This is a genomic window from Chryseobacterium sp. P1-3 (assembly GCF_000738495.1).
Lineage (GTDB): Bacteria > Bacteroidota > Bacteroidia > Flavobacteriales > Weeksellaceae > Chryseobacterium > Chryseobacterium gallinarum.
Window position 1 is genome coordinate 178978 of record NZ_JPEQ01000004.1, and the last position, 24198, is coordinate 203175.

The 24198-nt window shown below is 37.6% G+C and carries 19 protein-coding genes and 1 pseudogene; 13 read left to right on the forward strand and 7 right to left on the reverse strand.

What is annotated here, in order from left to right:
- Nucleotides 1-20 precede the first annotated feature (20 nt).
- The gene (locus HX13_RS03585) at nucleotides 21-467 is read right to left on the reverse strand and encodes a DUF1573 domain-containing protein (RefSeq protein WP_050019935.1); all 447 of its coding nucleotides are present in this window, start codon (nucleotides 465-467) and stop codon (nucleotides 21-23) included.
- A gap of 128 nt (nucleotides 468-595) precedes the next feature.
- Between HX13_RS03585 and HX13_RS03590 the strand changes: the two are divergent.
- From HX13_RS03590 to HX13_RS03615, 6 genes and pseudogenes are all read left to right on the forward strand, one after another.
- Nucleotides 596-3212, forward strand: a pseudogene (locus tag HX13_RS03590) (valine--tRNA ligase).
- A gap of 278 nt (nucleotides 3213-3490) precedes the next feature.
- Nucleotides 3491-4126 carry a DUF4241 domain-containing protein gene (locus HX13_RS03595; RefSeq protein WP_050019936.1) on the forward strand — a complete coding sequence of 212 codons (636 nt, stop codon included), beginning with the start codon at nucleotides 3491-3493 and terminating at the stop codon, nucleotides 4124-4126.
- A gap of 65 nt (nucleotides 4127-4191) precedes the next feature.
- Nucleotides 4192-5082 (forward strand): ribokinase, encoded by an 891-nt coding sequence (locus tag HX13_RS03600; protein WP_050019937.1) that lies wholly within the window; start codon nucleotides 4192-4194, stop codon nucleotides 5080-5082.
- A gap of 90 nt (nucleotides 5083-5172) precedes the next feature.
- Nucleotides 5173-6018 carry a serine aminopeptidase domain-containing protein gene (locus tag HX13_RS03605; RefSeq protein ID WP_050019938.1) on the forward strand — a complete coding sequence of 282 codons (846 nt, stop codon included), beginning with the start codon at nucleotides 5173-5175 and terminating at the stop codon, nucleotides 6016-6018.
- Nucleotides 6015-6659, forward strand: coding sequence for an HD domain-containing protein (locus HX13_RS03610; RefSeq protein ID WP_050019939.1), 645 nt, complete (start codon nucleotides 6015-6017; stop codon nucleotides 6657-6659). The genes HX13_RS03605 and HX13_RS03610 overlap by 4 nt, the downstream gene beginning before the upstream one ends.
- 38 nt (nucleotides 6660-6697) lie before the next feature.
- On the forward strand, nucleotides 6698-7291 hold the full coding sequence (locus HX13_RS03615; RefSeq protein ID WP_082129121.1) for a hypothetical protein: 594 nt from the start codon (nucleotides 6698-6700) through the stop codon (nucleotides 7289-7291).
- 62 nt (nucleotides 7292-7353) lie between these two features.
- Here the strand turns inward: HX13_RS03615 and HX13_RS22395 are convergent, their stop codons facing one another.
- The 3 genes from HX13_RS22395 to HX13_RS03630 all read right to left on the reverse strand — a co-directional run bounded on the left by HX13_RS22395 (nucleotide 7354) and on the right by HX13_RS03630 (nucleotide 10188).
- Nucleotides 7354-7584: a hypothetical protein gene (locus HX13_RS22395; RefSeq protein ID WP_050019940.1), complete on the reverse strand. Its 231-nt coding sequence runs from the start codon at nucleotides 7582-7584 to the stop codon at nucleotides 7354-7356.
- A gap of 167 nt (nucleotides 7585-7751) precedes the next feature.
- Nucleotides 7752-8642: a DUF72 domain-containing protein gene (locus HX13_RS03625; protein ID WP_050020446.1), complete on the reverse strand. Its 891-nt coding sequence runs from the start codon at nucleotides 8640-8642 to the stop codon at nucleotides 7752-7754.
- A gap of 94 nt (nucleotides 8643-8736) precedes the next feature.
- Complete coding sequence (locus HX13_RS03630) at nucleotides 8737-10188, reverse strand: T9SS type A sorting domain-containing protein (protein WP_050019941.1); 1452 nt, start codon at nucleotides 10186-10188, stop codon at nucleotides 8737-8739.
- 244 nt (nucleotides 10189-10432) lie between these two features.
- On the opposite strand from HX13_RS03630, the gene HX13_RS03635 reads away from it, so the two are divergent.
- Both HX13_RS03635 and HX13_RS03640 read left to right on the forward strand, forming a co-directional pair.
- Entirely contained in the window at nucleotides 10433-10732 is a 300-nt protein-coding gene (locus HX13_RS03635; RefSeq protein ID WP_128572178.1) for a hypothetical protein, read from the forward strand.
- Between the two features lie 382 nt (nucleotides 10733-11114).
- Nucleotides 11115-14300, forward strand: coding sequence for a TonB-dependent receptor (locus HX13_RS03640; protein WP_050020447.1), 3186 nt, complete (start codon nucleotides 11115-11117; stop codon nucleotides 14298-14300).
- A gap of 243 nt (nucleotides 14301-14543) precedes the next feature.
- On the opposite strand, the gene HX13_RS03645 is transcribed toward HX13_RS03640, so the two are convergent.
- The 3 genes from HX13_RS03645 to HX13_RS03655 all read right to left on the reverse strand — a co-directional run bounded on the left by HX13_RS03645 (nucleotide 14544) and on the right by HX13_RS03655 (nucleotide 17616).
- Nucleotides 14544-16202 carry a ribonucleoside-diphosphate reductase subunit alpha gene (locus HX13_RS03645; protein ID WP_050019943.1) on the reverse strand — a complete coding sequence of 553 codons (1659 nt, stop codon included), beginning with the start codon at nucleotides 16200-16202 and terminating at the stop codon, nucleotides 14544-14546.
- A gap of 58 nt (nucleotides 16203-16260) precedes the next feature.
- Nucleotides 16261-16551, reverse strand: a complete 291-nt coding sequence (locus tag HX13_RS03650; protein WP_050019944.1) for a hypothetical protein — start codon at nucleotides 16549-16551, stop codon at nucleotides 16261-16263.
- 90 nt (nucleotides 16552-16641) lie between these two features.
- A complete protein-coding gene (locus HX13_RS03655; RefSeq protein WP_041461620.1) occupies nucleotides 16642-17616 on the reverse strand; it encodes a ribonucleotide-diphosphate reductase subunit beta in 975 nt (324 codons plus the stop codon).
- A 424-nt stretch (nucleotides 17617-18040) separates the two neighbouring features.
- Here HX13_RS03655 and HX13_RS03660 point away from each other — a divergent pair, with 424 nt between their 5' ends.
- The 5 genes from HX13_RS03660 to HX13_RS03680 all read left to right on the forward strand — a co-directional run bounded on the left by HX13_RS03660 (nucleotide 18041) and on the right by HX13_RS03680 (nucleotide 24137).
- Nucleotides 18041-18730, forward strand: a complete 690-nt coding sequence (locus HX13_RS03660) for an ABC transporter ATP-binding protein (RefSeq protein ID WP_050019945.1) — start codon at nucleotides 18041-18043, stop codon at nucleotides 18728-18730.
- 75 nt (nucleotides 18731-18805) lie between these two features.
- Nucleotides 18806-20035 (forward strand): ABC transporter permease, encoded by a 1230-nt coding sequence (locus HX13_RS03665; RefSeq protein WP_050019946.1) that lies wholly within the window; start codon nucleotides 18806-18808, stop codon nucleotides 20033-20035.
- A gap of 77 nt (nucleotides 20036-20112) precedes the next feature.
- Nucleotides 20113-21384 (forward strand): ABC transporter permease, encoded by a 1272-nt coding sequence (locus tag HX13_RS03670; RefSeq protein ID WP_050019947.1) that lies wholly within the window; start codon nucleotides 20113-20115, stop codon nucleotides 21382-21384.
- A gap of 108 nt (nucleotides 21385-21492) precedes the next feature.
- On the forward strand, nucleotides 21493-22704 hold the full coding sequence (locus HX13_RS03675; protein ID WP_050019948.1) for an efflux RND transporter periplasmic adaptor subunit: 1212 nt from the start codon (nucleotides 21493-21495) through the stop codon (nucleotides 22702-22704).
- A 386-nt stretch (nucleotides 22705-23090) separates the two neighbouring features.
- Nucleotides 23091-24137: a cytochrome-c peroxidase gene (locus HX13_RS03680; RefSeq protein ID WP_050019949.1), complete on the forward strand. Its 1047-nt coding sequence runs from the start codon at nucleotides 23091-23093 to the stop codon at nucleotides 24135-24137.
- The last annotated feature ends 61 nt before the right edge of the window (nucleotides 24138-24198 follow it).

Here is a 24198-nt window from a genome sequence, read left to right on the forward strand (position 1 = left end):
TTACTTCGCGGCAGCTTTTTTTAGCTAGTTTCGCAGCTTTTTTTCTCTGCTTTTGCAGCTTCTTTCTGCTCTGCAGGAGTCAGTACTTTTGGCTCAGGAGCATTAGGGTCTACATTACCTTTAATGTAGATTACGCTTCTGCTGTTAGCAGGGTCATTAGAGAAAACTTCAATCATTTTGTTGAAAGGTCCGTTAAGAGCAGTGTTGTATCCAACTTTGATCTTAGCAGATTTTCCCGGCATGATCGGATCCTGACTAAATTCTGGTGTAGTACATCCGCAAGATGGTTTTACATTAGAAAGGATTAAAGGCTTATCACCTGTGTTCGTTACCGTAAAGAATCTTGTACCATCGGCATTAGGTTTAATATTACCGTAGTCGAAAGTAGTTTTATCAAACGTAATCGTTTGTGCAGATGCAAAGGCAAATGTTCCGAATAATGCAATTCCTGCGATTAATTTCTTCATATTCTTGAATGTTAATATGTTTGTTAGATAAGTTTTGTGAAACAAAGTTAAAAATTATTTTAATTCATGCTTAAAAATTTTTTTCTTTAGACTATTTTTGCAAATTGTAAGCCAAAGAAATAGAATTTATGCAGATTTCAGAAAAATATAATCCACAGGAAACAGAACAAAAATGGTATAACTACTGGTTGGAAAACAAATATTTCCATTCAGAGCCTAATGACAAACCACCATATACCGTGGTAATTCCTCCGCCAAATGTTACAGGGATTTTACACATGGGACATATGCTGAACAATACCATTCAAGATGTTCTGGTCCGTCGTGCAAGAATGCGAGGGTTTAATGCCTGCTGGATTCCGGGAACAGATCATGCTTCCATTGCTACCGAAGCTAAAGTTGTTGCTAAACTGAAGTCTGAAGGAGTCAATAAGTCAGATATTACCCGTGAACAATTCCTGGAGCACGCCTGGGAATGGACCCATAAGTATGGGGGAACTATTCTTGAACAGCTAAAAAAAATTAGGATGTTCATGTGATTGGGACAGAACCCGTTTTACCATGGAGGATAAGCTTTCTCAGCAGGTGATCAGGAGCTTTGTAGACCTTTATAATAAAGGACTGATCTATAGAGGCTACAGGATGGTAAACTGGGATCCTGAGGCGAAAACCAATATTTCTGACGAAGAGGTTATTTTTAAAGAACAAAACGGAAAACTGTATTTCCTTAAATATAAAATTGAAGGGTCAGAAGAGTTTCTTTCAGTTGCAACGACGCGTCCTGAGACTATTTTTGGAGATACGGCAGTATGTATCAACCCTAATGATGAGAGATACGCCCATCTGAAAGGTAAGAACGTAATTGTCCCGATTGTCAACAGAGTAATTCCTATTATTGAGGACGAATATGTAGATATTGAGTTCGGAACGGGAGCTTTGAAAATCACTCCGGCACACGATACCAATGACTACGAGATCGGACAGAAGCATCAGCTCAAAATGATTGATGCGCTAGATGATGATGGAAATCTGAACGAACATGGTTTACATTATGCAGGGAAAAACAGATTTGAAGTCAGAAAACAAATCGCTAAAGAACTGGAAGAAAAAGATCTTTTGTTAAAGTCAGAAGATTATGTGAATAAAGTGGGAACTTCTGAAAGAACAGGGGCTGTTATTGAGCCTAAGGTTTCCGTTCAATGGTTCTTGAAAATGTCTGAAATTGCTCAGCCTGCACTGGATGTCGTGATGAATGACGAAGTGAAATTCTATCCTGAGAAATTTAAAAATACCTACAAACACTGGATGGAAAACATCCGTGACTGGAATATTTCCCGTCAGCTTTGGTGGGGACAGCAGATTCCTGCCTACTATTATGGCACAGGAGATGAAGATTTTGTAGTGGCTGAGACTAAAGAAGAAGCTTTGGAACTGGCAAAACAAAAAACAGGAAATCCGGAATTATCAGCAGAGAACCTCACTCAGGATAATGATGCATTAGACACCTGGTTCTCTTCATGGTTATGGCCGATGTCTGTATTTGATGGGGTGCTTGATCCTGATAATAAAGATATCAATTATTATTATCCGACTTCAGATCTGGTTACGGCACCTGATATTATTTTCTTCTGGGTAGCAAGAATGATCATGGCCGGACTGGAATACAGAAAAGAAGTTCCGTTCAAAAATGTATATTTTACAGGAATTGTAAGAGATAAGCAGAGAAGGAAGATGTCAAAATCTTTAGGAAACTCTCCGGATCCGCTTGAACTGATGGAAAAATATGGTGCAGACGGGGTGCGAGTAGGTATTCTGTTGAGCTCTGCTGCTGGAAATGATCTCCTTTTTGATGAAGATCTGATGCTTCAGGGAAGAAACTTCATGACGAAGATCTGGAATGCTTTCCGTTTGATCAATATGTGGGATCATGAAGACAAAACGGCTAATTTAACGGAGAACCAGACAATAGAATGGTTTGAAAATAAATTAAATAAAACAATTGCAGAAATCAACGACCAGTTTGAGAAATTCAGAATTTCTGATGCACTGCATCTGATTTATAAATTAATTTGGGACGATTTTTGCGGATGGTACCTTGAAGCAATTAAGCCTAATTACGGAGAAGGTATTTCCAAGGAAGTTTACCATAAAACAATATATTTCTTTGAAGAGCTGATGAAACTGCTGCATCCTTTCATGCCTTTCTTAACGGAAGAATTGTGGCAGACTATTTCGGAGAGAAATATTGAGGAAGCTTTGGTGATTGCCCAACAGAAAGAAGCCGGTGAGTATGATGAGGCTATTATTAAAAACTTTGAAACCGCGTCAGAACTGATTTCAGGAGTTAGAAATTACCGCCAGACAAAAGGAATTTCCCCGAGAGAAGCGGCTGAGGTTTATACCAATGCATCAGAATTTGCGAATGAGGCGATAGTAAGAAAACTGGCTAATATTTCTGAAATCCATTTCGGACAGAAAACAGATAAGCCAAGCTTTACATTCCTGGTAGGAGCTACTGAAGTTTCTATTCCTTTAAGCGAAAACCTGGACCTTGGTGAAGAAAAAGCCAAAACGGAGGAAGAATTAAAATATTTAAAAGGATTTTTAGTTTCTGTAGAAAAGAAACTTTCAAACGAAAAGTTTGTTGCCAATGCCAAACCTGAAATCGTGGAGGTAGAACGTAAGAAACAAAAAGATGCTCTTGACAAGATTGCGATCCTGGAAGAGAAGCTGAAAAGTTTGTAATTAAAAAATCAATCAGGTAAATTTCCTGAAAGTATACATATAAAAGAAGGCCGGTTGAACTAGTCTTCTTTTATATGTTTAATGATATCAATCAAGCGGTAACGATTGAGAAACAAGTGAAAGGCTGGTGTACAAAGAAGCAATTATAAATGATAATTGGGATAAATTAAAAGAATTGTCTATTTGTCAAAATGAATTCATTCTGATATTTTTAGTAAAGAAGATCAGGAAGACCCGGGCTCTACTCAGCCTGACATAGAGAACAAATAATAAATTAAATGACACATATAGAAAACATACAAAAATTATTTTCAAAAGACTTTGTGGAAAGTCCGTTGCTGGAGAGTTTTGAGGTGGGGAAGATTTACCTTTCCAGTGGGAAACTGGTAGCTTGTGATCCCCTGATCACCAATGATATGCTGCCTTTTTCTACAGAATTTCCAAAAGGAGATTTTCCTGTTATTTTGCATAAAGAGAGAGACAGCAACTGTGTTGCCTACTCGGAAATTATTTTCAATACAGGAGAAATCACAGAATGGAAACTGGCAACTACTGCAGGGCAGCATGTAAAAGATTTAGCGGAAGGAGAAGTCTTCGGATATCCTGTAGAAAGTGGAATGGGTTGTTTTATGGATGTGGAGACCCAGGCTAAGCTTAATGAACTGGAGCAAAAACTGTATCATAACAAAGGAGTGGATTTTATGGGAATCTACGAGGAATTTTTCCATGAGCACTTTTTTGATGAGAACGGGGCGATAGATCAATATGCCTTCCTGAAGCCTTCAGAATCACACCCTGGAACCATATTTGCTTTTGAAACCGGGTATGGGGAAGGTTTTTATGCAAGCTATATCGCTTACGGTAAAGATCAGACCCCGGTAAAGATAATTACTGAATTTATTGAAATAAGTTAATTAAAAATAGTTATTTTTGAGAAACCATTTTGGAGTGTTATAAACTTAAACCAATATAAAACACAATGAAATTTTCATCAGAGCAACCCAAAATTATTGTTGTAGGAAGTTCCTCAATAGACCTGGTTTTGGAAACCGAAAAACTTCCTTTACCTAATGAAACTGTTTTAGCTGTTAATTCAGACAGTTATTTTGGAGGTAAAGGAGCCAATCAGGCAGTAGGTACCGCAAGACTGGGCGCGAGTGTCTATTTTATCGGCTGCGTGGGAATGGATCCTTTAGGACAGCAGATTATGAGAAACCTCGTGGGTGAAAATGTCAACGTGGGGTTTGTTCATGAAACCGATAAAGAATCTACAGGAACTGCTTATGTGACAACTTCCAACGGAAATGCTGCTATTGTAGTGGTTCCTGCGGCTAATAAATATCTGAGTAAGGCACATATAGATGAGGCAGACCGGTACTTTCATACGGCAGATATGGTTTTGGTACAGCTTGAGGTTTCAATGGATGTTGTAGAATATACCGTTAAAAAAGCCAAGAAATATGGTATAAAAGTAGGCTTGTATGCTTCACCTGCGATGAGAATCAGCAATGATATTATTGAAAATGTTGATTTTATTGTAGCAAAAAGCAGTGAGCTTTATATCATTTTTGGAGAAGAGAAAAGAGAGGAGATTCTTACCAGATATTTTAATAAGGTGTTTGTGAGAGATGATACCAATTCTACTATTTATTTTGATGGGACAGAAATGAAATATTACAGAAATGATAGGGATGAAACCGTTTATAAGATGGGAATGGGAGACGCTTTTACTTCAGGATTTGCCATTGCATTGTGTCATGGAAATTCTGTAGAAGATTGTGTGAAGTTCGGAAACGAAGTTTCATCACGGGTTTCAGGAGGTAAAGGATCACAGACAGGACTACCCAGAATATCAGATTTCCTTTCTTAAAGCTATTTACAACATATCAAAAGTCTGAAACTTAACATAAAAATATAGGTAAAATGTCCACTTTTATAGTGGATTTTTTTCTTTTATACTATGGAAAAGCTAATACTCACCACTGAAGACCATGTTCCGTTAACAGCCCACCTTTTCCGTCCGGAAAAAAGCAATGGAAAACTACTGCTTATCAATTCGGCTACCGGAGTGAAACAGCAGGTCTATTTCTCATTTGCCCAATATTTTTCAGAGCAGGGATTTACGGTACTTACTTATGATTATAGAGGAATAGGGCTTTCCAAACCCAAAAATATGAGAGGCTTCCGGGGCTCTATGAGAGTATGGGGAGCGAAGGATTATAAAGAGCTCACCCGGTATATTAAAGTAAAGTTCCCGGATTACAGGAAGTATTGTCTGGGCCATTCTGTAGGAGCATTGATCTTAGGCATGAATAAGGATTCTGAAATGTTTGAGAAGTTTATCTTTGTGGGAACCCAAAAAGCTTTCGTGGGAAATCTGAAACTGAGGACAAAAATTGAGGCTTACCTGGGATTCGGGGTCGTTCAGCCGATAACAACTTCACTGCTGGGATATTTTCCGGCACATTGGTTCGGACTTGGAGAAAGTCTCCCTAAAAATTGTGCATATGACTGGAGAACCTTAATTTTAAATAAAAAATCTACCAACCGGTTGTTGGAGAAAACTGATAATTATTCTAAAAATTTAACACAGAAGGTATTGGTACTTAGAGCAGAAGATGATGTATGGGTGACGGAGAAAGGAGTTGAAAGTTTATTAAACGAAACGTATCCTAATATGAACCCGACATACAGGCTCGTGAAAATTTCAGAATCTGAAAAAAGAGAAATCGGACATGTTAATTTTTTTAGAAGCTACAATAAAAAACTTTGGGATATTATTTTAAATGAATTGATAGATACATGAAAAGTACAATTGACAACACTATAGAGTTTGTAAAAGAAAAATTAGAAGGGGCAGAAGCCGGACATGACTGGTTTCATATCGAAAGGGTCTGGAAGCTTTCCAGGAAAATTGCGGAAACTGAAGATTGTGATCATGATGTGGTAGAGCTTTCGGCACTTCTTCATGATATTGCCGATCCTAAATTTCATAATGGAGACGAGACCATTGCACCAAAAATATCCAGAGAATTTTTAGAACAACAAAATGTGCCTGACGAAACTATTGAAAAGATATTGTTTGTGATCAACAATATTTCGTTTAAAAACCGGGATCAGGCTCCCCAAAATCCCCCTATTGAACTTAAAATTGTTCAGGATGCCGACCGTATTGATGCCATTGGGGCAATTGGTATCGCCAGAACATTTAATTTCGGAGGATTTAAAAATAATCTGATGTATGATCCTGAAACACCGCCTAACCCGGGTATGACGAAGGAGCAGTATAAGAAATCTAACGGAACGACTATCAATCATTTTTATGAAAAGCTGTTGCTTCTTAAAGATTTAATGAATACTGAAAAAGGAAAAAAGTTAGCAGAGGAAAGGCATGATTATATGCTGAATTTTCTGGACCAGTTTTATAGAGAATGGAATGTAGATTAACATTCTCCTGAAAATTCTGAAATCAGTATCTTTGCAGTATGGTATTTATCATTTTGGTTATCTTCTGGGCTTGTGTACTTTCTCTGATTTTATATAAAGTAAAATCGGGAAGGGCGGCAAAATGGGCCAAGCTGTTCCGTATTCTGACCGTTGTTTTCTCAATTTCAATTTTTACCTACTGGTTTATCAAGAAAAGCGCTGTGGCATTTGTAGATAATTCGGTAGGGCTCCAGGTAGTAAATAAACTTCCGCAGACACTGGATTTTTATCTGATCATTGTGGAGAAAGTAGATAATAATGTTGTTCTTAATCCTAAACATATCGGAAAAATACGTCCCGAATATTATAGGATTGAATACCTGAAAATGGATAAATCTGATGAGTACTGGGTAGCAGGGTATCTGGGGAAAAAGAATCTTGTTTATTTTTCTCAACATTCTGTTCCTAATAAAAATATTGATCAGATTGTGGAAGCTCAGAATTATATCAATCAAAGTGTGAAACTTTCAGAAGCAGCAAAAAAGCAGGTGGATGCCTATAATTATGAAAATACAAAAGTGGGCATCTGGATTACGCTGGATTTTCTGCTTTTATTCCTGAACCTGGTATTGCTCCTGAAGAAAAATAAATGATAAGATCATCCTTTACATAATAAGCAACGGGTAGTCTATAATGGATTACCCGTTGCTTATTATTAGGGATAGTCCAGAATCTGCATAATTTCTTCTTTATGTTCCTCCGGACAGTTTTTAACCAGTTTATCCTTATTTTGTTTACTTATCTGTTCAGGTTTGAGCCATTCTACGTTATTAGAATTAAGGCTATGGTGGTCATATATTCTTTTTATACGGTGATCTTCATAAAAAGTATATTCATCGGCAAGCCAGCTGGTGGCGATACTGATTCTGCAAATTTCCTTTTCCATGATGTTTTTATTTTAAAATATCTTATTGGGTAAATAGGATATTTTTAAATGTATAAAAAAATATGATATGAAAGGGTGAATGATCAGTTTAATTTACCGTCAGGCAACCTGAAAGGATTCTATGCTCTATTTTAATTGACAGCTTTAGCAGACAATAATCATTAAAATTAAAAAAGTGTCCCTGTACTTTCGGTTGCCATTTGTGGAATATGGATATCGGTTTTCCATTCCTCATTCATTTTTTTGATAAAATAAGCCGATAAAAGAGGAGACGCCTTTTCAATATTCTGGTGTACAAAAAAGTAGAGGTTCTGAAGTCCTTCATTTTTCCATTTTGTCAAATGCTTCAGCCAATCATCCAGTCTTTCATAGTCACTTTCTGCATTGGCCCCTACATACCGGATAAATGCATTGGGAGTGGTAAGGCGCATATGAAGCATATCTCTTCTTCCGGCAGTATCTACGATGATATTGGTAATATGATGGGCTTCAAAGAGTTCACACGTTGTGTTGAGGATTTCTTCGTCTGTAAACCATTCTGTATTTCGGAGTTCTATTGCCAAAGGGACTTCTTTTGGCCATTCTTTTACAAATTTTTCCAGCCTGTCATAATCTTTCGGTTTAAAATTATCATGAAGCTGAAGAAAAGCCATTCCCAGTTTTTCATCAAAGTTCATAACTGCCGAAGCGAAATGAGTGACGGGATCCGTAACGTCAATCAATCTTCTGAAGTGGGAAACCGTATTGGTAATCTTGGGGAAGAATTTGAAATGGTCCGGAGTTTTTTCTTTCCATGTTTTTACCTGGTCCGGAGTTGGCATTCCGTAAAATGTAGCGTTCAATTCAATTGAATTAAACTGGGTTGCATAGTAAGTAAGTTCGTCTTTTGTTCCTTTGGGATAGAATCCTTTGAGATCCGTTTTGTTCCATTTGGCACATCCTATAGAGATGTTTTCCAATCCCTTTTTATTAAGATTTAAAATTTCTTTGGTTCGGGGATGGTCTTCAGGTAGGGTAAAATCTATTATTGAGGGATCTTCTACTTGTCCGAATTTCATATCTGTAACTTTTAAGGTTAAACTCTTAACACAAATATAACCCAAAACCATAGAGAAGACTATGGTTTTAGGACAAAAAAATATCTGATGTTGTTTATTCCTTGATTATTTTTTTGATGAGGTGTGTTTTTTCCGTTTTTATTTTCATGATATACAGGGCGTTGGAATAGACAGAGAAATCTATGGTAACAATATTCCGGTCAAAGTCCTGATTGAAAATGAGTTTTCCCTGGGGGTCAAATATTTTTATATTTTCTATGCGCTCGTCAGACTGGATCTGCAGAACATTTTTTACCGGATTGGGAAAAACTTTGATGCCGGCCTTAAGCGCAGTTTCCGGATTTTTTTCACGTTTTGTATTTCCGCAATTGGTAGTAAAACTAATATCCGGATACATAGATTGCAGGTCATTGAACTCAGCATCATCTACACACATGGATAAATTGAAATTGTACCCTGAAAAATCATAAAGTTCTGCTATAGAACCATTCCTTATATTGACATTGGTTAAGCCGGGCATGTTTGATAATGAAAGTGCTGCTATATCCGGTGAATTGGAAAAATCAAGCTGTGTAATCAGCGGGCAATGGCTGAAATTTACATTTTTAAGATGAGTATTGTTTGAAGTATCTGCGTGTGCCAACAAAGGGTGTCCGCTAACATTAAGATTTTCAAGATTGGTATTGGCCGGCATGTTTACCGTAGTAAGCAGATTATTCCATAAGAGGTCCAATGACTTCAGGGCTGTGCACTCAGAAACATCCAGGCTTGTTATCCCGGTCATTTGTATAATGACTTCTTTAAGACCGGAACATTGTTGTATAATGATCTTATTTAATTCGGGAAAGGATCCTCCGTTTACATAATAATTTCCGATGGTCAGTGATTGCAGCCCCTGACAGTTCTGCAGATCCAGTTCTTTCAGTCCGGAATTATTTTTGAACTCAAAATTTGTGAGAGCAATACAGTTTTCAGTAATAATTTTTTGGAGATTGTCATTTCCAGGCGTCCCAGTAGTTTCGGATCTGTCCGCTTTCAATGTATGAAGGTTCGGGAGATTACTGACGTTCACCGTATTCATATATCCGCAGGAATTGGTAATGTCTATATGCTCCAGTGCTGTGGCTGTACTGAAATTGATCGTATTGGTGATGGGTTGATTAAACGCTTTTACTATTTTAAGTTGGGGAAGTCCTGCGAGGTTTAATGAAGTAACATTTCCAAAATACACCCCGGATGTAGTTGTATAACCATTTCTATTATAAAAAGAACAATCAAGCTCTTCCAGACGGGTTAGTCCTGCATTCGAAAAATCGATGGTGGTGGCGTTGATTCCTTTTAATTTTTTCAGGTTGCTGCACCCATTGATATTGATTGCCGTAAAATAAGCACCCTGGCTGTAGTAATGATCAGTGTCTGCTATAATTTCTTCCAGATTGCTACAGTTATTGGCTATGAGTTGGATTCCGTTCTGACTATAGGTTTGATTGCCGGCTGAACCACTGATTAGAATAGAAGTCAGTGAACCTAGATTAGGAAGATACAATTTTTCAAGCCGATAACATGAATTAAAACGGATAGAAGTAATGGTTGCATTTTCAATATAAAGTTCTTTGACCGCTTTGGAGTCCAGGACGATGTCTCCTGTAAGTTGCGGACAATTTTTTAAACTTCAATATGGTTTCATTGGTGAGATAAGGGTTAATAGCAGGAAGAAACTGATTAATGTCCTGTACTGCCGCACAGCTATCAAATGAAAAGTCAACAGGGACGGCCTGCCAGGTTCCTGTATGATCAATATATCCACCACTTCCTGTATACAGGACTTTTTTGATTTTTTGATTATTGGTAAAGCTTATAACAGCAGATTGGGTATCCCGTACATAGAGCTCTTCGAGGTTGGTAAACAGGAGGGCATCAGTAATGTGCCCGGGAAGAGCACCGGGTGGGGGATTTCCACCGGCATCTATATTCAGAATCTTTACCTGGAGGGCTTCAGAATATTGAATTTCACCGTCTCCATTGGCATCTATGGCAATAGGATTTCCGTTGATGTCTTTGGCAATCTGATTACCGGGGGTAGAGCTTAATAGTAAAGTCTTAAACTTTGAATCGGTAAAATGAAGGGTCTGGGAGTAAGCTAATGAAGATAAGCCTACAGACAGGGTAAGTAAAAATTTTTTTTCATGGCTTGTATTTTTTAAATTATCTTAATTTATATTCTTGGGAACTGTATAACAATAAGATAGTGCTAATTTAATTCTTTTTTTTTTGTTTCAAAGACTAAAATGCTGATATTGTTTTTTTTATTGTCATTTTAGCTGGTGTGATTATGTAAGCTGGTATTATTTTGCGATTAAGTTTTTTTTTAAGAAAATGTTAACCATTGTGTTACGTAATGTTAATTTTATGTTACCACACTTCTTTGATGTGAAATCTAATTTTACACCAGATTTCGTAGCAATAAAAAATATGAAGAAAAAATTGATCTGTGCTTTTGCATTATTATCTTTTGGATTTGCATTTTCACAGGAAACCAGTTCAAAAATCTTTGGAAGATTAAAAGGTGTTTCTTCCGAAGTTGTGGTAAAAGTAGTACACGTTCCTACCAACAGTACTTTTGAAACCAGAAGTAATAGCAAAGGACAGTTTAGTCTGGATAATCTACAGCCGGGAGGCCCTTATACCATTGAAATTCTGGATGGCTCAAAGGTTATTTATGAAAATACCAATCTTCAGCTCTCATTGGGCAATAATGACTTACCTGTGGTAGAAATTGACGGTAAGGAAAAAACAATTGATGAGGTAAAGATTACTTCTAAAAAAACAGCTGTAAAATATGGAGTAGGGATCAATCAGGCACAGATTTCAGGATTACCCAATATCAACAGAGGGATCCAGGATGTAACCAAGCTGGTTCCGCAAAGTGCCAATAATTCTTTTAACGGAACCAATTTCCGTTATAATAATGTGACAATAGACGGCTCTATTAATAATGACGCAATTGGATTTAGCCCATCTTTGGGAGGGCAGACCGGAACTTCAGGAATGCCGGGAAGCAGTACCCGCTCCAATTCTATAAGCCTGGATGCGATTCAGGATGTACAGGTGTATATTGCTCCTTATGATGTGAAACTTGGGAATTTTCTGGGCGGAAGCATCAATGCAGTTACACGAAGCGGAAGTAACGATGTAACCGGGTCATTATATGTGTATGGAAGAAATGCATCAATTACGGGGAGTAACCGGGTTGGGGATAATTCTAAAATGCCTAAAGATTTTTCTGATTTTATTTACGGGGGAAGGGTAGGCTTGCCGGTGGTAAGAGATAAAGTATTTTTATTTACCAATCTGGAATACACAAAAAGAACAGATCCGGTATTCTATAATGCCAATGATCCTAACGCGCTGGTTAATGAAACCGTGGCACAGCAGATTTCAGATTTTGTACGGAGTAAATATGGATTTAATGCAGGAACCTTCAATCAGTATAATAATTTCTCGGAAAGTTCTAAACTCTTCAACAAGCTGGACTGGAAGATTAATGATAAACACACCTTATCGATTAAAAACAATACTGTATTTTCACAGGCTTCCAATCTTGAGAGAGATGGTGCCAACTTCAGATTCTCAAGTATGGATTTTGTGCAGAAAAATACTGCCTCTACAACGACTCTTGAGCTGAAAAGCCGTTTTAATGATAAATGGAGCAATAATTTGGTGCTGGGTTACTCTTCGATTCATGATTACAGGGACCCTACCTCCAGTAATCCTATGTTTCCACAGGTGGAAATTGCTTACAATGGAGGAACCATTTTGTTAGGAAATGACAGGGAGGCTACAGTCTTCAATATGAAACAGAAAACGTTTGAAATTACCAATAATCTTACCTACAAAACAGGACATCATACCTTTTTGCTGGGAACCCATAATGAGTTATATGCTATCAATTACGGTTTTGTAAATGCTTTAAATGGGAGAATTTCTTACAAAAGCCTTTCGGATTTCTATAATTCTAATCCGGCAAGGATAAGAGGAACCTATCCGTTCAACGGGGACAGCCGGGGAACCCTTTTTGACAACCCGTACGCCCAATATAAGGTCAATCTCCTTTCCTTGTATCTGCAGGATGAAATTAACTGGGGCAGGCTAAGATTATCACCGGGTGTGAGAGTTGATTATACGGATTTACCGGATAAGCCACAATTAAGCCCATTGGTAAACAATTCTCCACAGGATCCTAATTATGGGAAAACCTATAGCTATACTCCGTTAAGTCAGCTTACCAATACTTATCTCAATAAACCGACCTTATCACCAAGACTCGGATTCACAATTGACCTTACGGAGAACAGATCTATGGTATTAAGAGGAGGTTCAGGTATTTTTGTCGGCCGGATTCCGTTTGCCTGGTTAGGATATGCTTATTATAATGACGGGGTAGGTTTTGGAAGCTATGATTATAATGCGCCTACAGCAGCACAGCTGGCGGCCAACGGAGATCCGTTGGTAGGAGCTAATTTCCCGAAATGGCAGAATTCTTCAAAAGTACAGGTAGACCTTATTGATAACAACTTTAAAATGCCTCGGGTATGGAGGAGCTCTCTAGCGTACGACTATACTCTGGCAGGATATAAACTTACATTAGAAGGGATTTATACCAAGGTACTGTATGATCTGAAATTCCAGCAGGTGAATAAAACGGATAATGTGACGTATTACAGCTATGATGTCAATCACGAAATGCCGGTCTATACCACCAATATCAACAGCAATTTTTCTAATGCTTATCTTTTATCCAATACTAAAGAAGGATACCGTTACAATTTGACGGCACAGCTTTCAAAATCTTATAATTTCGGATTCAATTTCTTTGTAGCATACACCTATGGTGATGCCAAAGATATTACGAATGGTATCCGGAATTCTATGGAAAGTAACTGGCAGATGAACCAGTCTCTGACTCCTAACGATCCTAAGCTGACCACCTCTAACTTTGCAATCAAAAACAGAGTGGTGGCAAACCTTGGGTATGCCTTTACTATTTCTAAATCCAACAGGCTGTATACCAATGTATATTTCAATGCCCAGTCAGGTAACCCATTCACTTGGGGATTTGTAAACAGTACGATTGCCAATACGGGACAGGCAGCCGGACTTGCTTATATCTTTAAAGATGCTGCTGAAGCTGCAAAATATATCGTTCCAATAAAAGATGCCGCAGGGAATGTGCTGGTAACAGCTCAACAACAGGTAGCAGATTATGAAAATTTTGTAAATAGCAATAACTACCTGAGATCAAGAAGAGGAACTTTTACAGAAAGAAACGGAGATTTTACCCCTTGGAATATTCAGGCTGATATCAGGATTATGGACGAAATCAGACTGAGTGAGAAGTCGAAGAATACATTACAGATTTCTTTAAGTATCATCAATTTTACCAATCTTCTGAATAAGGATTGGGGAAAAGTGTATTTTGTTCCTAATACCTTCAATTCTACAGCGAGCGTAGGGCTTACCAAAACAGGGAATATTGCTGCCGGACAGCCTTCGGCCGGTGATCCTACCTATAATTTCAGAACACCGGGACTTCCCTATACGATTGATCAGTTTGCATCAAGATTTCAGGCACAGCTTGGAGTGAGATATAATTTCTAATTACTGTTTTTTACTTTATACTATTCTTTTCAAAGGTCCGGATTTTCTTTCCGGGCCTTTTTTTTCATTGAAAGATATCACCTTTTTCTTAGGAGGATTTATACAGTAGACATTTGATGATAATATTTGGAAAACTCTCAAAAACTGTGATTAGGCATAATTATGGAATAATAGAATATGGAAATAACAAAAGCATGCCAGCCAGGCATGCTTTTGTCGATATGTTTATTTATTATTTGAAGTTTAAGCTTCGCAGCTTGAACATGATACAAAATTCACCATCATTTCTTTAGATACTGAAGAGCTTCTTTGATAGTACAAAGTTTTTACTCCCTTTTTCCAGGCTTCTATATAAAGATAGTTTACATCTTTTACAGGCATTGTGGAAGGAATCTGAAGATTCAATGATTGTGCCTGGTCAATATATTGCTGTCTCTGTGCCGCCTGGGAAATGATTTCCATCGGAGAGATCTCTTTAAAGGTTTTGAAAACAGCTTTTTCTTCCGGAGTAAGCTCATTCAGGTGCTGTACAGATCCATGGTTCAGCATGATGGTTCTCCATGTTTCCTCATTATCCAGCCCTTTTTCTTCTAATAATTTTGCCAGGTATTTATTCTTACGCATAAAGTTTCCTTTAGCCAGACCTGCTTTATAGTAGTTGGAAGAGAAAGGTTCGATCCCCGGGGAAGTTTGTCCCAAAATAGCTGAACTGGAAGTTGTAGGAGCAATAGCCATTGTTGTGGTATTTCTCAATCCGTACCCTTTCAGTACTTCCGGTTCTCCATAGATATTGGCAAGTTCACGGGAAGCTTGTTCAGCCTGTTCTTTAATGTGTCTGAATGCTCTCGCATTAAACTGAGTCGCTTCAAAGCTTTCAAACGGAATCATATTCTTTTGCAGGTAAGAATGGTACCCTAAAACTCCTAATCCAAGAGCTCTGTGACGCATAGCAAAGTTTCTTGCTCCCTGCAGATAGTAGTTTCCTTCAGTCTTATCGATAAATTCTGATAAAACAGCATCCAGGAAGTAAACAGCCAGTTTTACGGCATCTGTATCTTTCCATTCATCATACAGTTCAAGGTTCATTGAGGACAAGCAGCAGATAAAAGACTCTTCCATAGTGGATGGAAGCATGATTTCAGAACAAAGGTTACTTGCGTTTACCGTCATTCCCAAATCTTTATATACCTGTGGCTTATTTCTGTTAACATTATCTGTAAAGAAAATATAAGGAAGTCCTTTTTGCTGGCGGCTTTCAAGAACCCTAGCCCATATTTTACGCTTATCCATATCACCGTCAATCATATCCTGCATCCAATAGTCCGGCACACATACTCCGGTAAACAGGTTCTGAATAGGGCTACCGATATCTTTAATGGATAAAAATTCTTCAATATCTCCGTGGTCAATGTCCAGATAAGCAGCAAAAGCTCCTCTTCTCACACCTCCCTGGGAAACGACATCCATTGCTGTATCAAATAACTTCATGAATGAAACCGCTCCTGAAGATTTTCCATTGTCTGTTACTGCAGTACCTCTGTTTCTCAGTTCTCCAAAATATCCTGAAGTACCTCCACCGATTTTTGTCTGCATGATCACTTCACCCATTTTGTGGGTAATCCCTTCAATACTGTCCGGAATATGAACATTGAAGCATGAGATGGGAAGACCTCTCTGAGTTCCCATATTAGCCCATACAGGGGATGAGAAGCTGATCCATCCTTTTGTAATCATTTCTTTGAATGCCGGCTGAAGCTCAGGTTTGTATAACCTTTTTGCAGCAGCAGTGGTGATTCTGTCGATTGCTCCGTCTACCGTTTCTCCTTTCAACAGATATCCTCTGTTCAGCATCTGCTCAGACTCTTCATTGAGCCACCATATATTTGAATTTTGCTCTTCCATAGATGTTATATTTTCGAATACCGGAGAGATAATAACCCCACTCCGGTATTTTGTTTTTTTATAGTATTGGTTGTAAAATTTCTACTTTATGGGAACCGTTCAGCCCGCTTTCATCTCTTAGTTTCTGAAACTCTTTAAAAGAGGGTATATTCAAAACCTCACGCTGAGCTTCTTCATTGATGTAGTTTGAGTAATGTACAAACGTAACGCCGTCTTCTTTTACAAAAACCTTATATTCAAATGCGGATTGATCCAGGTTTTTAAAATCGTTCAAAAACTTTTGAATATTCGCTTTGTTTTCAGAAACAAATTCAGGTTTCACGGTGTAGCTTACGATTACATTAATCATCTTTTTTATTTGTGCATTAAATTCATTGTACGGGAAATGGAACTATCCCTAATACCATCTGTTTTGACGCTCGCTTCGCTCGCGCTTTTTTTAAAACAAATCGTTCGCTGTAATACTTTTATCGTGTTTTGTATAGTCCACAGGTCTTTTAGCGAAGAAATCATCTAATGAATTGGCAAAAACTTCTTCCTCGAACCATACCATTGGTCTGTATTGCTCAGGAGTAATGTTGTATCTTGTTTTCATGTTGATTTTCTTCAGGCTGTCATCTACACGGTATTTCATGAAATTTAACAGGTCTTCTTTAGAAACATTGTCGATTTCACCCAATTCAAAGATCCAGCTAAGGATATCTCCTTCTCTTGCGATGGATTCGTCAACAAGGGTGTAGATATCTTCAATATCGCTGTCTGTTAATAAATCAGGTTGTTCCTCGCGGATTTTGTTGATGAGGTAGATTCCTGCATTGGCATGGATCTGTTCATCTACAGAGGTCCATGCAATAATGTTGGAAACATTTTTCATGAATCCTTTAAATCTTGTGAAAGAAAGGATGATGGCAAACTGAGAGAAAAGAGAAACGTTTTCTACCAGGATACTGAATAACAACAATGCTGAAACGTACTCTTTGGGAGTGGCAGAATTCGCATGTTTCAGGGCGTTCCCTAAAAACTCGATTCTTCCTTTAACGGCAGGAATTTCTATAACGTTAAGGAATTCATCATTATATCCCAGTACTTCTAATAAACGGGAATAAGCTTCAGAATGACGGAATTCACATTCTGCAAAAGTAGACCCTAATCCATTGAATTCCGGTTTTGGAAGGTGGTTGTATAAATTTCCCCAGAATGTCTTTACAGACACCTCGATCTGTGCAATGGCTAAAAGCGCATTTTTCACAGCATGTTTTTCATGTGGTTCCAACTGCGAATGAAAATCCTGAACATCTGCAGTAAAATCCACTTCTGAATGTACCCAGAACGATTTGTTGATGGCTTCCACAAATTGAAGAACCTCCGGGTATTCAAATGGCTTATAGCTTACTCTTTTATCAAAAATTCCCATATTAAAATATCTTTATAATTAAATAACTCAGACCTCTGTGGATAACGTTCAGAAAACATATAACTTATTGTTTTTGTGTTGGTTGTGAATAAAAGTTATTCACATTGTAAGTTTGTGTTTCCGATCAGAATCTAAATACAAAGTTCGAAAAAAAGAACTGATTTTAAAAGAGGTAAATACTAATTGACTGACTTTTAGCTGTAAAAGTTTTCCACATTTACATGAAACAGGCTCGAATAATAGGCTGGAGAGCAATCTAAGGCCGAAATGACTGGAAAATTAAAGTTAGAGTTAAACACTTTTATATAATATATTGTAAATAAAGGGCTAATTGGTTAAACAAAAAAATATTTGAATAAATTTTTAATCTTGTAACAATTTGAAAATAAGATCTACTTATTGGGTATAAAACATACATCACTTAATGTTAGTAATTCAGGATTTACATAAATCATACGATACGGGGAAAAGCAAGCTCCATGTTCTTAAGGGGATTAATCTGAATATTTCAGAGGGCGAGTTTGTTTCTATTATGGGAAGTTCCGGTTCGGGAAAGTCTACACTTCTTAATATTATCGGTATTCTGGACGAAAAAGATTCAGGGACTTACGAATTGGACGGGGTGCCGATTGAGCATCTCTCAGAAGTAAAGGCAGCGGAGTACAGAAGTCGGTTTTTGGGGTTTATTTTTCAGTCATTTAACCTGATAAATTATAAAACAGCTTTAGAAAATGTAGCCCTTCCTTTGTATTACCAGAATGTACCCAGGAAAGAACGTAATCAGAAAGCATTGGAGTACCTGGAAAAAGTAGGCCTGGCACAATGGGCGAATCACCTTCCGAGTGAGCTTTCGGGAGGGCAGAAACAGAGAGTGGCAATTGCAAGGGCTTTGATCACCAACCCTAAAGTAGTATTGGCGGATGAGCCCACCGGTGCCCTGGATTCAAAAACAACTCATGATATTATGAAGCTCCTTCAGGATATTAACAATGAAGGAAAAACAATTATCGTAGTAACCCATGAGCCTGATGTGGCAGCACAAACCAAAAGAAATGTTGTGTTGAAAGACGGTATCATTGAAAGTGATGAGTTTATCAAGCAGGTTGTACTGTAGGCAATTTGATAATTTGAAATGAGATAATCTGAAAATTTAAGGTTTTAATTTTTCAATCTTTTAATATTAATAAAAATGTTTGACCTAGATCGTTGGCAGGAAATATTCAGTTCTATCCGTAGTAATATACTCCGGACGGTGCTTTCGGGATTTACGGTAGCCCTGGGATTGTTTATTTTCATTGTGCTTTTCGGGATCGGAAAAGGACTGCAGAACGCATTTTCCGAGGGATTTGCAGGAGATGCCAAGAACCTGATATCCATTACTACAGGAAAAACAACTTTAGCTTACAAAGGATTACAGTCTGACAGGAGTGTAACATTGAATAATGCTGACTACGATTTCCTGATCAATACAGATAAAGAAAAAGTAGGCTCTTCAAGTCCGAGATATAGTGCCAGTTTAATGGTGAAATACGGAAAAGAGAGTGGTATTTATCAGGTTCATGGAGCAGAGCCGGGCGAACAGGTTATTGAAAACAGAACAATCATTGACGGCCGTTATCTTACTCCCAGGGATCTAACCAATAAGCAGAATGTAGCGGTCATCGGAAGAATGGTCCAGAGAGATTTGATCAAGAACGGAAGTCCGGTAGGAAAAGAGCTGGACATTAACGGGACAATGTTTAAGGTAGTGGGCGTTTTTTCAGATGAAGGAGGAGACTGGGATGAAAGACACATCACAGTTCCTATTACTACCTTACAGCAGATGAAAAAAGGATCTGATACGGTAAGTATCGCTTATATATCATATAGTGATAAGCTGACCCCTCAGGAAGCCATTACGTATGGTGATGAGTTAAAAGATAAATTAAAATCAAGAAAGAATGTTTCCCCCGATGATGAAAATGGAGTACGCGTTTGGAATAATGCAAAAAACATGAACGATACCTTTACATTTATGGCGGTCCTTACGGCGATAGTTGGCTTTATAGGTCTGGGAACATTGCTGGCCGGAATTATCGGGATCAGTAACATTATGGTGTATATCGTAAAAGAAAGAACCAAAGAAATCGGTGTGCGGAAAGCCATCGGAGCAAAGCCCCGCGGGATTGTAGCGTTAATTGTTCAGGAAAGTGTTGTGATTACGGTTATTTCAGGATTCGTTGGCGTTGGTATTGGTGTTTTGGCTTTGAATTTAATTGGAGACAGTCTCGAACAGTTCTTTATTAAAAATCCAAGCGTAGGCTGGGGAACCATATTAATGGCATTTATTGCACTGATTTTCTCAGGATTGGTTGCTGGATTTGTTCCTGCATACAGGGCTTCAAAAATTAAACCGATAGAAGCATTGAGAACGGAATAATTAAGATAAAAGAAAAAAGTTCAGAAAGACAAATAGAAGAATGATTGAATATACTATATAACTCATAATTCAAAAAGGTGAATATCATATTTAAAAAAGATACTTGGCAGGAGATCTATTATTCATTGAGGAATAATAAACTTCGGACATTCCTTACCATGATTGGGGTAGGATGGGGAATGTTTTTGTATGTAAGCCTTCTTGGAGCTGCAAAAGGAATGGAAAACGGATTTGATAAACTGTTTTCCGGGTTCGCTACCAATTCCATTTTTCTCTGGGCACAGAAAACTTCTATTCCCTATGAAGGATTTCCCAAAGGAAGAGAAGTCCATTTACAGTTGTCTGATATGGAAATGCTGAAAAGAAAAGTGACAGCAATTGACTATATCTCTCCCCAAAATGCAAGAGGAAGTTTTACCGGGACTCCGGGGGAAGCGATGTCAAGAAACGGTAAAAACGGCACCTATTCTCTTACCGGGGACTATGCTGTAGGAAATAAAATTTCAGAAAAGAAACTCATTTTCGGACGTTACATCAATGATGCGGATGTTTCCGGAAATAAAAATGTGGTGGTCATTGGTGAAGAAATTTATAAAAACTTTTTTGATTCCAAGAAAAAAGAGAACCCGATTGGAAAATCTATTAATATCAAAGGTCTTTTCTTTAATGTAATCGGGGTTTTCAGAGTAAAGAAAGGAGGAGGTTTTGAAAATGATCAGACAGCGTTTATTCCACTGTCAACATATACAAAAATGTATAACGCCGGAGAGCAGATTGATCTGTTTGCTATTGTAAGTAAACCCAATGCTAACGTAGGCTCTGTAGAACAGGACGTAAAACAGGTATTAAAATCTAAAAATAAAATTTCCCCTGAAGATACCAATGCTTTTGGTAGTTTCAATTTAGGAAAAGAATTTAAAAAGCTGACAGGTTTCCTTACCGGAATGCAGCTGCTCACCATTATTGTAGGTACATTAACCATTCTTGCCGGGGTAATTGCCATCTCGAATATCCTGCTGATTACCGTGAAAGAAAGAACAAAAGAAATAGGTATCAGAAGAGCACTGGGTGCAAAGCCGTCTGAGGTGAGAAATCAGATTTTATTGGAAAGTGTAGTGATCACGCTTTCTTCAGGATTACTGGGGTTTATGTTCGGGATCTTTGTTTTAATGATATTAAATGCTGTCACTCAAGGGCAGGACTCTTTCCCCTTCTATAATCCGACGGTGAATTATGGGAATGTTTTCGCAGCAATGGCAGTGATGGTTATTTTAGGATTGGTGATCGGAATGATTCCCGCACAAAGAGCCGTAAAAATCCGGCCAATTGAAGCGTTAAGGACAGAGTAATTAATTTGAAAATACAATTATTTGAAAAATTTAAAAATGAAAAATCAACTACAAAAGATTGAGTAATGTTAAATCTTTCAAACTTAAAATAAAAAATAAACTATACATATGAAAAAGAAATTCACTTGGAAAAAAGCCATTTATATAGTGTTGGGGCTTTTATTTGCAGTGGCATTGTTCTCAGGGATTGGCTATCTTATCAAATCGAATTCTCAGGAAGGAGAAGCTTTCCTTACGCGTAAGCCTAATGTTCAGAATATGGATGACAAGGTAATGGCTACAGGAAAAATTGTTCCAAAAGAAGAAATTGAAATCAAACCGAATATTACAGGAATTATTGATAAAATTTTAGTGAAGGAAGGAGATAAGGTAGAAATCGGACAATTGATTGCTACGGTGAGAATTGTTCCCAGTATTTCTGAAGTAAATGCCGCACAACAGGAAGTTCAGAATGCCCAGCTTCAAATCAATAATGCCCAGATGAATGTGAGTAATATGCAGAAGCAGTTTGATATGCAGGACAGGCTTTATAAACAGGGTGTGATTTCTAAACAGGATTTCCTCAACTCACAACAGCAATTGTTTACGCAACAGCAGAATCTTAAAAACGCTCAACAGCAACTGAATACGGCACAAAAAAGATTGCAGATTGCAAAAACCGGAGCCACTCCAGAACTTCAGGGACAAGGTCTGGCAACAACACAGATCCGTTCAAAAGCTTCAGGAACCGTTCTTGAAGTACCTGTAAAAGTAGGGAGTCAGGTGATTGAAGCCAATAACTTTAACGCCGGAACAACTATTTGTTCAGTAGCTGATTTGAATTCTTTGATTTTTAAAGGAGAAATAGACGAAGCCCAGGCCGGGAAACTAAGCCAGGGAATGGATATGAATATTGTAATCGGAGCTTTACAGAATAAAACTTTCCCGGGCAAGCTAACAATGATTGCCCCTAAAGGGAAAGATAATGCAGGAACAATCAAATTTCCTGTAGAAGGGAATGTGGAAAATCCCAATAATGAATATATCAGGGCCGGATTCTCTGCCAATGGAGAGATTGTATTGAGCTCTCAGAAAAATGCATTATTATTGGATGAGTCTTTGGTTCAGTATGAAAAGAAACAAGGAAAAGATGTTCCTTTTGTGGAAGTAAAACAAAAAGACGGGAAATTTAAAAAAGTATACGTAAAACTTGGTGCCAGTGACGGAATTAATGTTCAGATATTACCAGGCTCAGGAATTGATAAAGATTCTGAAGTAAAAGTTTGGAATCCATCCGATAAAGACAAGGAAGAATTAAAAGAAAAGTCAAAGAAAAAATAATAAACTAACACTATAAGTTTAAACTGTTGAGTCCCGGAATTCTTTTTCCGGGATTTTTTGTTGCTGTACCAGGTATCTGCGCTATTAAAAGGAGCCAGATCCATATTGATATAAGGATTCAGGATGAAATTAATGAATTGAAAAGCAGGTATTAACGGATAATTAACTACCATTAGATCGAAAAGATTTAAGGTTAAAGAAAAAATATTTACCTGGGAAATCTGATTATGATTGAATTATTTATACGGTATTTTATTGTTAATGGATGTTGTTGTAAATTTTTACTTTTTACAGCTGTTTTTTTCTTTAATTAAACTATTGTTTAGTAAAGGTCAAGGTTGGCTTTGGTTTTTCTTATCTGTAATTTTACGTAAAAACACACTGATATGAAAAACACAATGTTAATACTTGTGCTCTTTTTGTTATCTTCATGCAAGGGTAACAAAGATAAGCAAGGAACTGATATACCGTTAATTCCGGTTTTTACTGAATTGCAAAATAAAGCGAAAGCAATATTTGGGGTCTTACCTGGTTGGGTAGACAGTCCGATCAGCCCTATAACGGATGAAAAGATACAATTAGGAAAAACTTTATACTTTGATCCTGTTCTTTCTAAAAACGGGACTCAAAGTTGTAATACATGTCATAACCTGAGTACCTATGGCGTTGATAATAAAGCTTTCTCTCCCGGAGATGCCGAGGGTACGATCGGAGTAAGAAATTCCCCTTCCACTTTAAACGCCGCACTTCATACCGCCCAGTTTTGGGATGGAAGAGCAAAAACTCTCGAAGAACAGGCGGGTAAACCTATTTTGAACCCTATAGAAATGGGTATTCCGGACGAGAAGTTTGCTGTTGAAAGGCTTAAGAACAGCGAAAAATATAGAAAAATGTTTGCCAGTGCTTTTCCTGAAGACAAAGATCCTGTCAACTGGAATAACCTTACCATAGCTATTGGAGCCTTTGAAAGAAAACTGATTACTCCTTCCCGTTTTGATAAGTATATTGCGGGAGATGATAAAGCCATAACTGATAAAGAAAAGCAGGGTCTTCAGGATTTTATTGATGTAGGATGTATTACCTGCCATACCGGTCCTGCATTAGGAGGCAACTCTTTCCAGAAATTCAGAGTGTATAAGGAGTATTGGAAAGAAACCAAAAGTGCTAAAATAGACGCTGGTAAATCAGATATCAGTAAAAATGATGCGGAAAAATATATGTTTAAAGTTCCTTCGTTGAGAAATATTGCTAAGACCGCTCCTTATTTTCATGATGGAAGTGTTAAAGATTTAAAAGAAGCAATCAGGATTATGGGTAAGATACAATTGGATAAAGAATTAACACCGGACCAGGTAGATAATATATTTGCATTTTTTGGTTCGTTGACAGGAGAATTAAATCCGGAATTAGCAAAAGCACCTCAATATCCTTAATTCTCATGTAATATGAAGATATTTTAAGTTATATACATCTTTTTAAATTAGTAAACCGGTT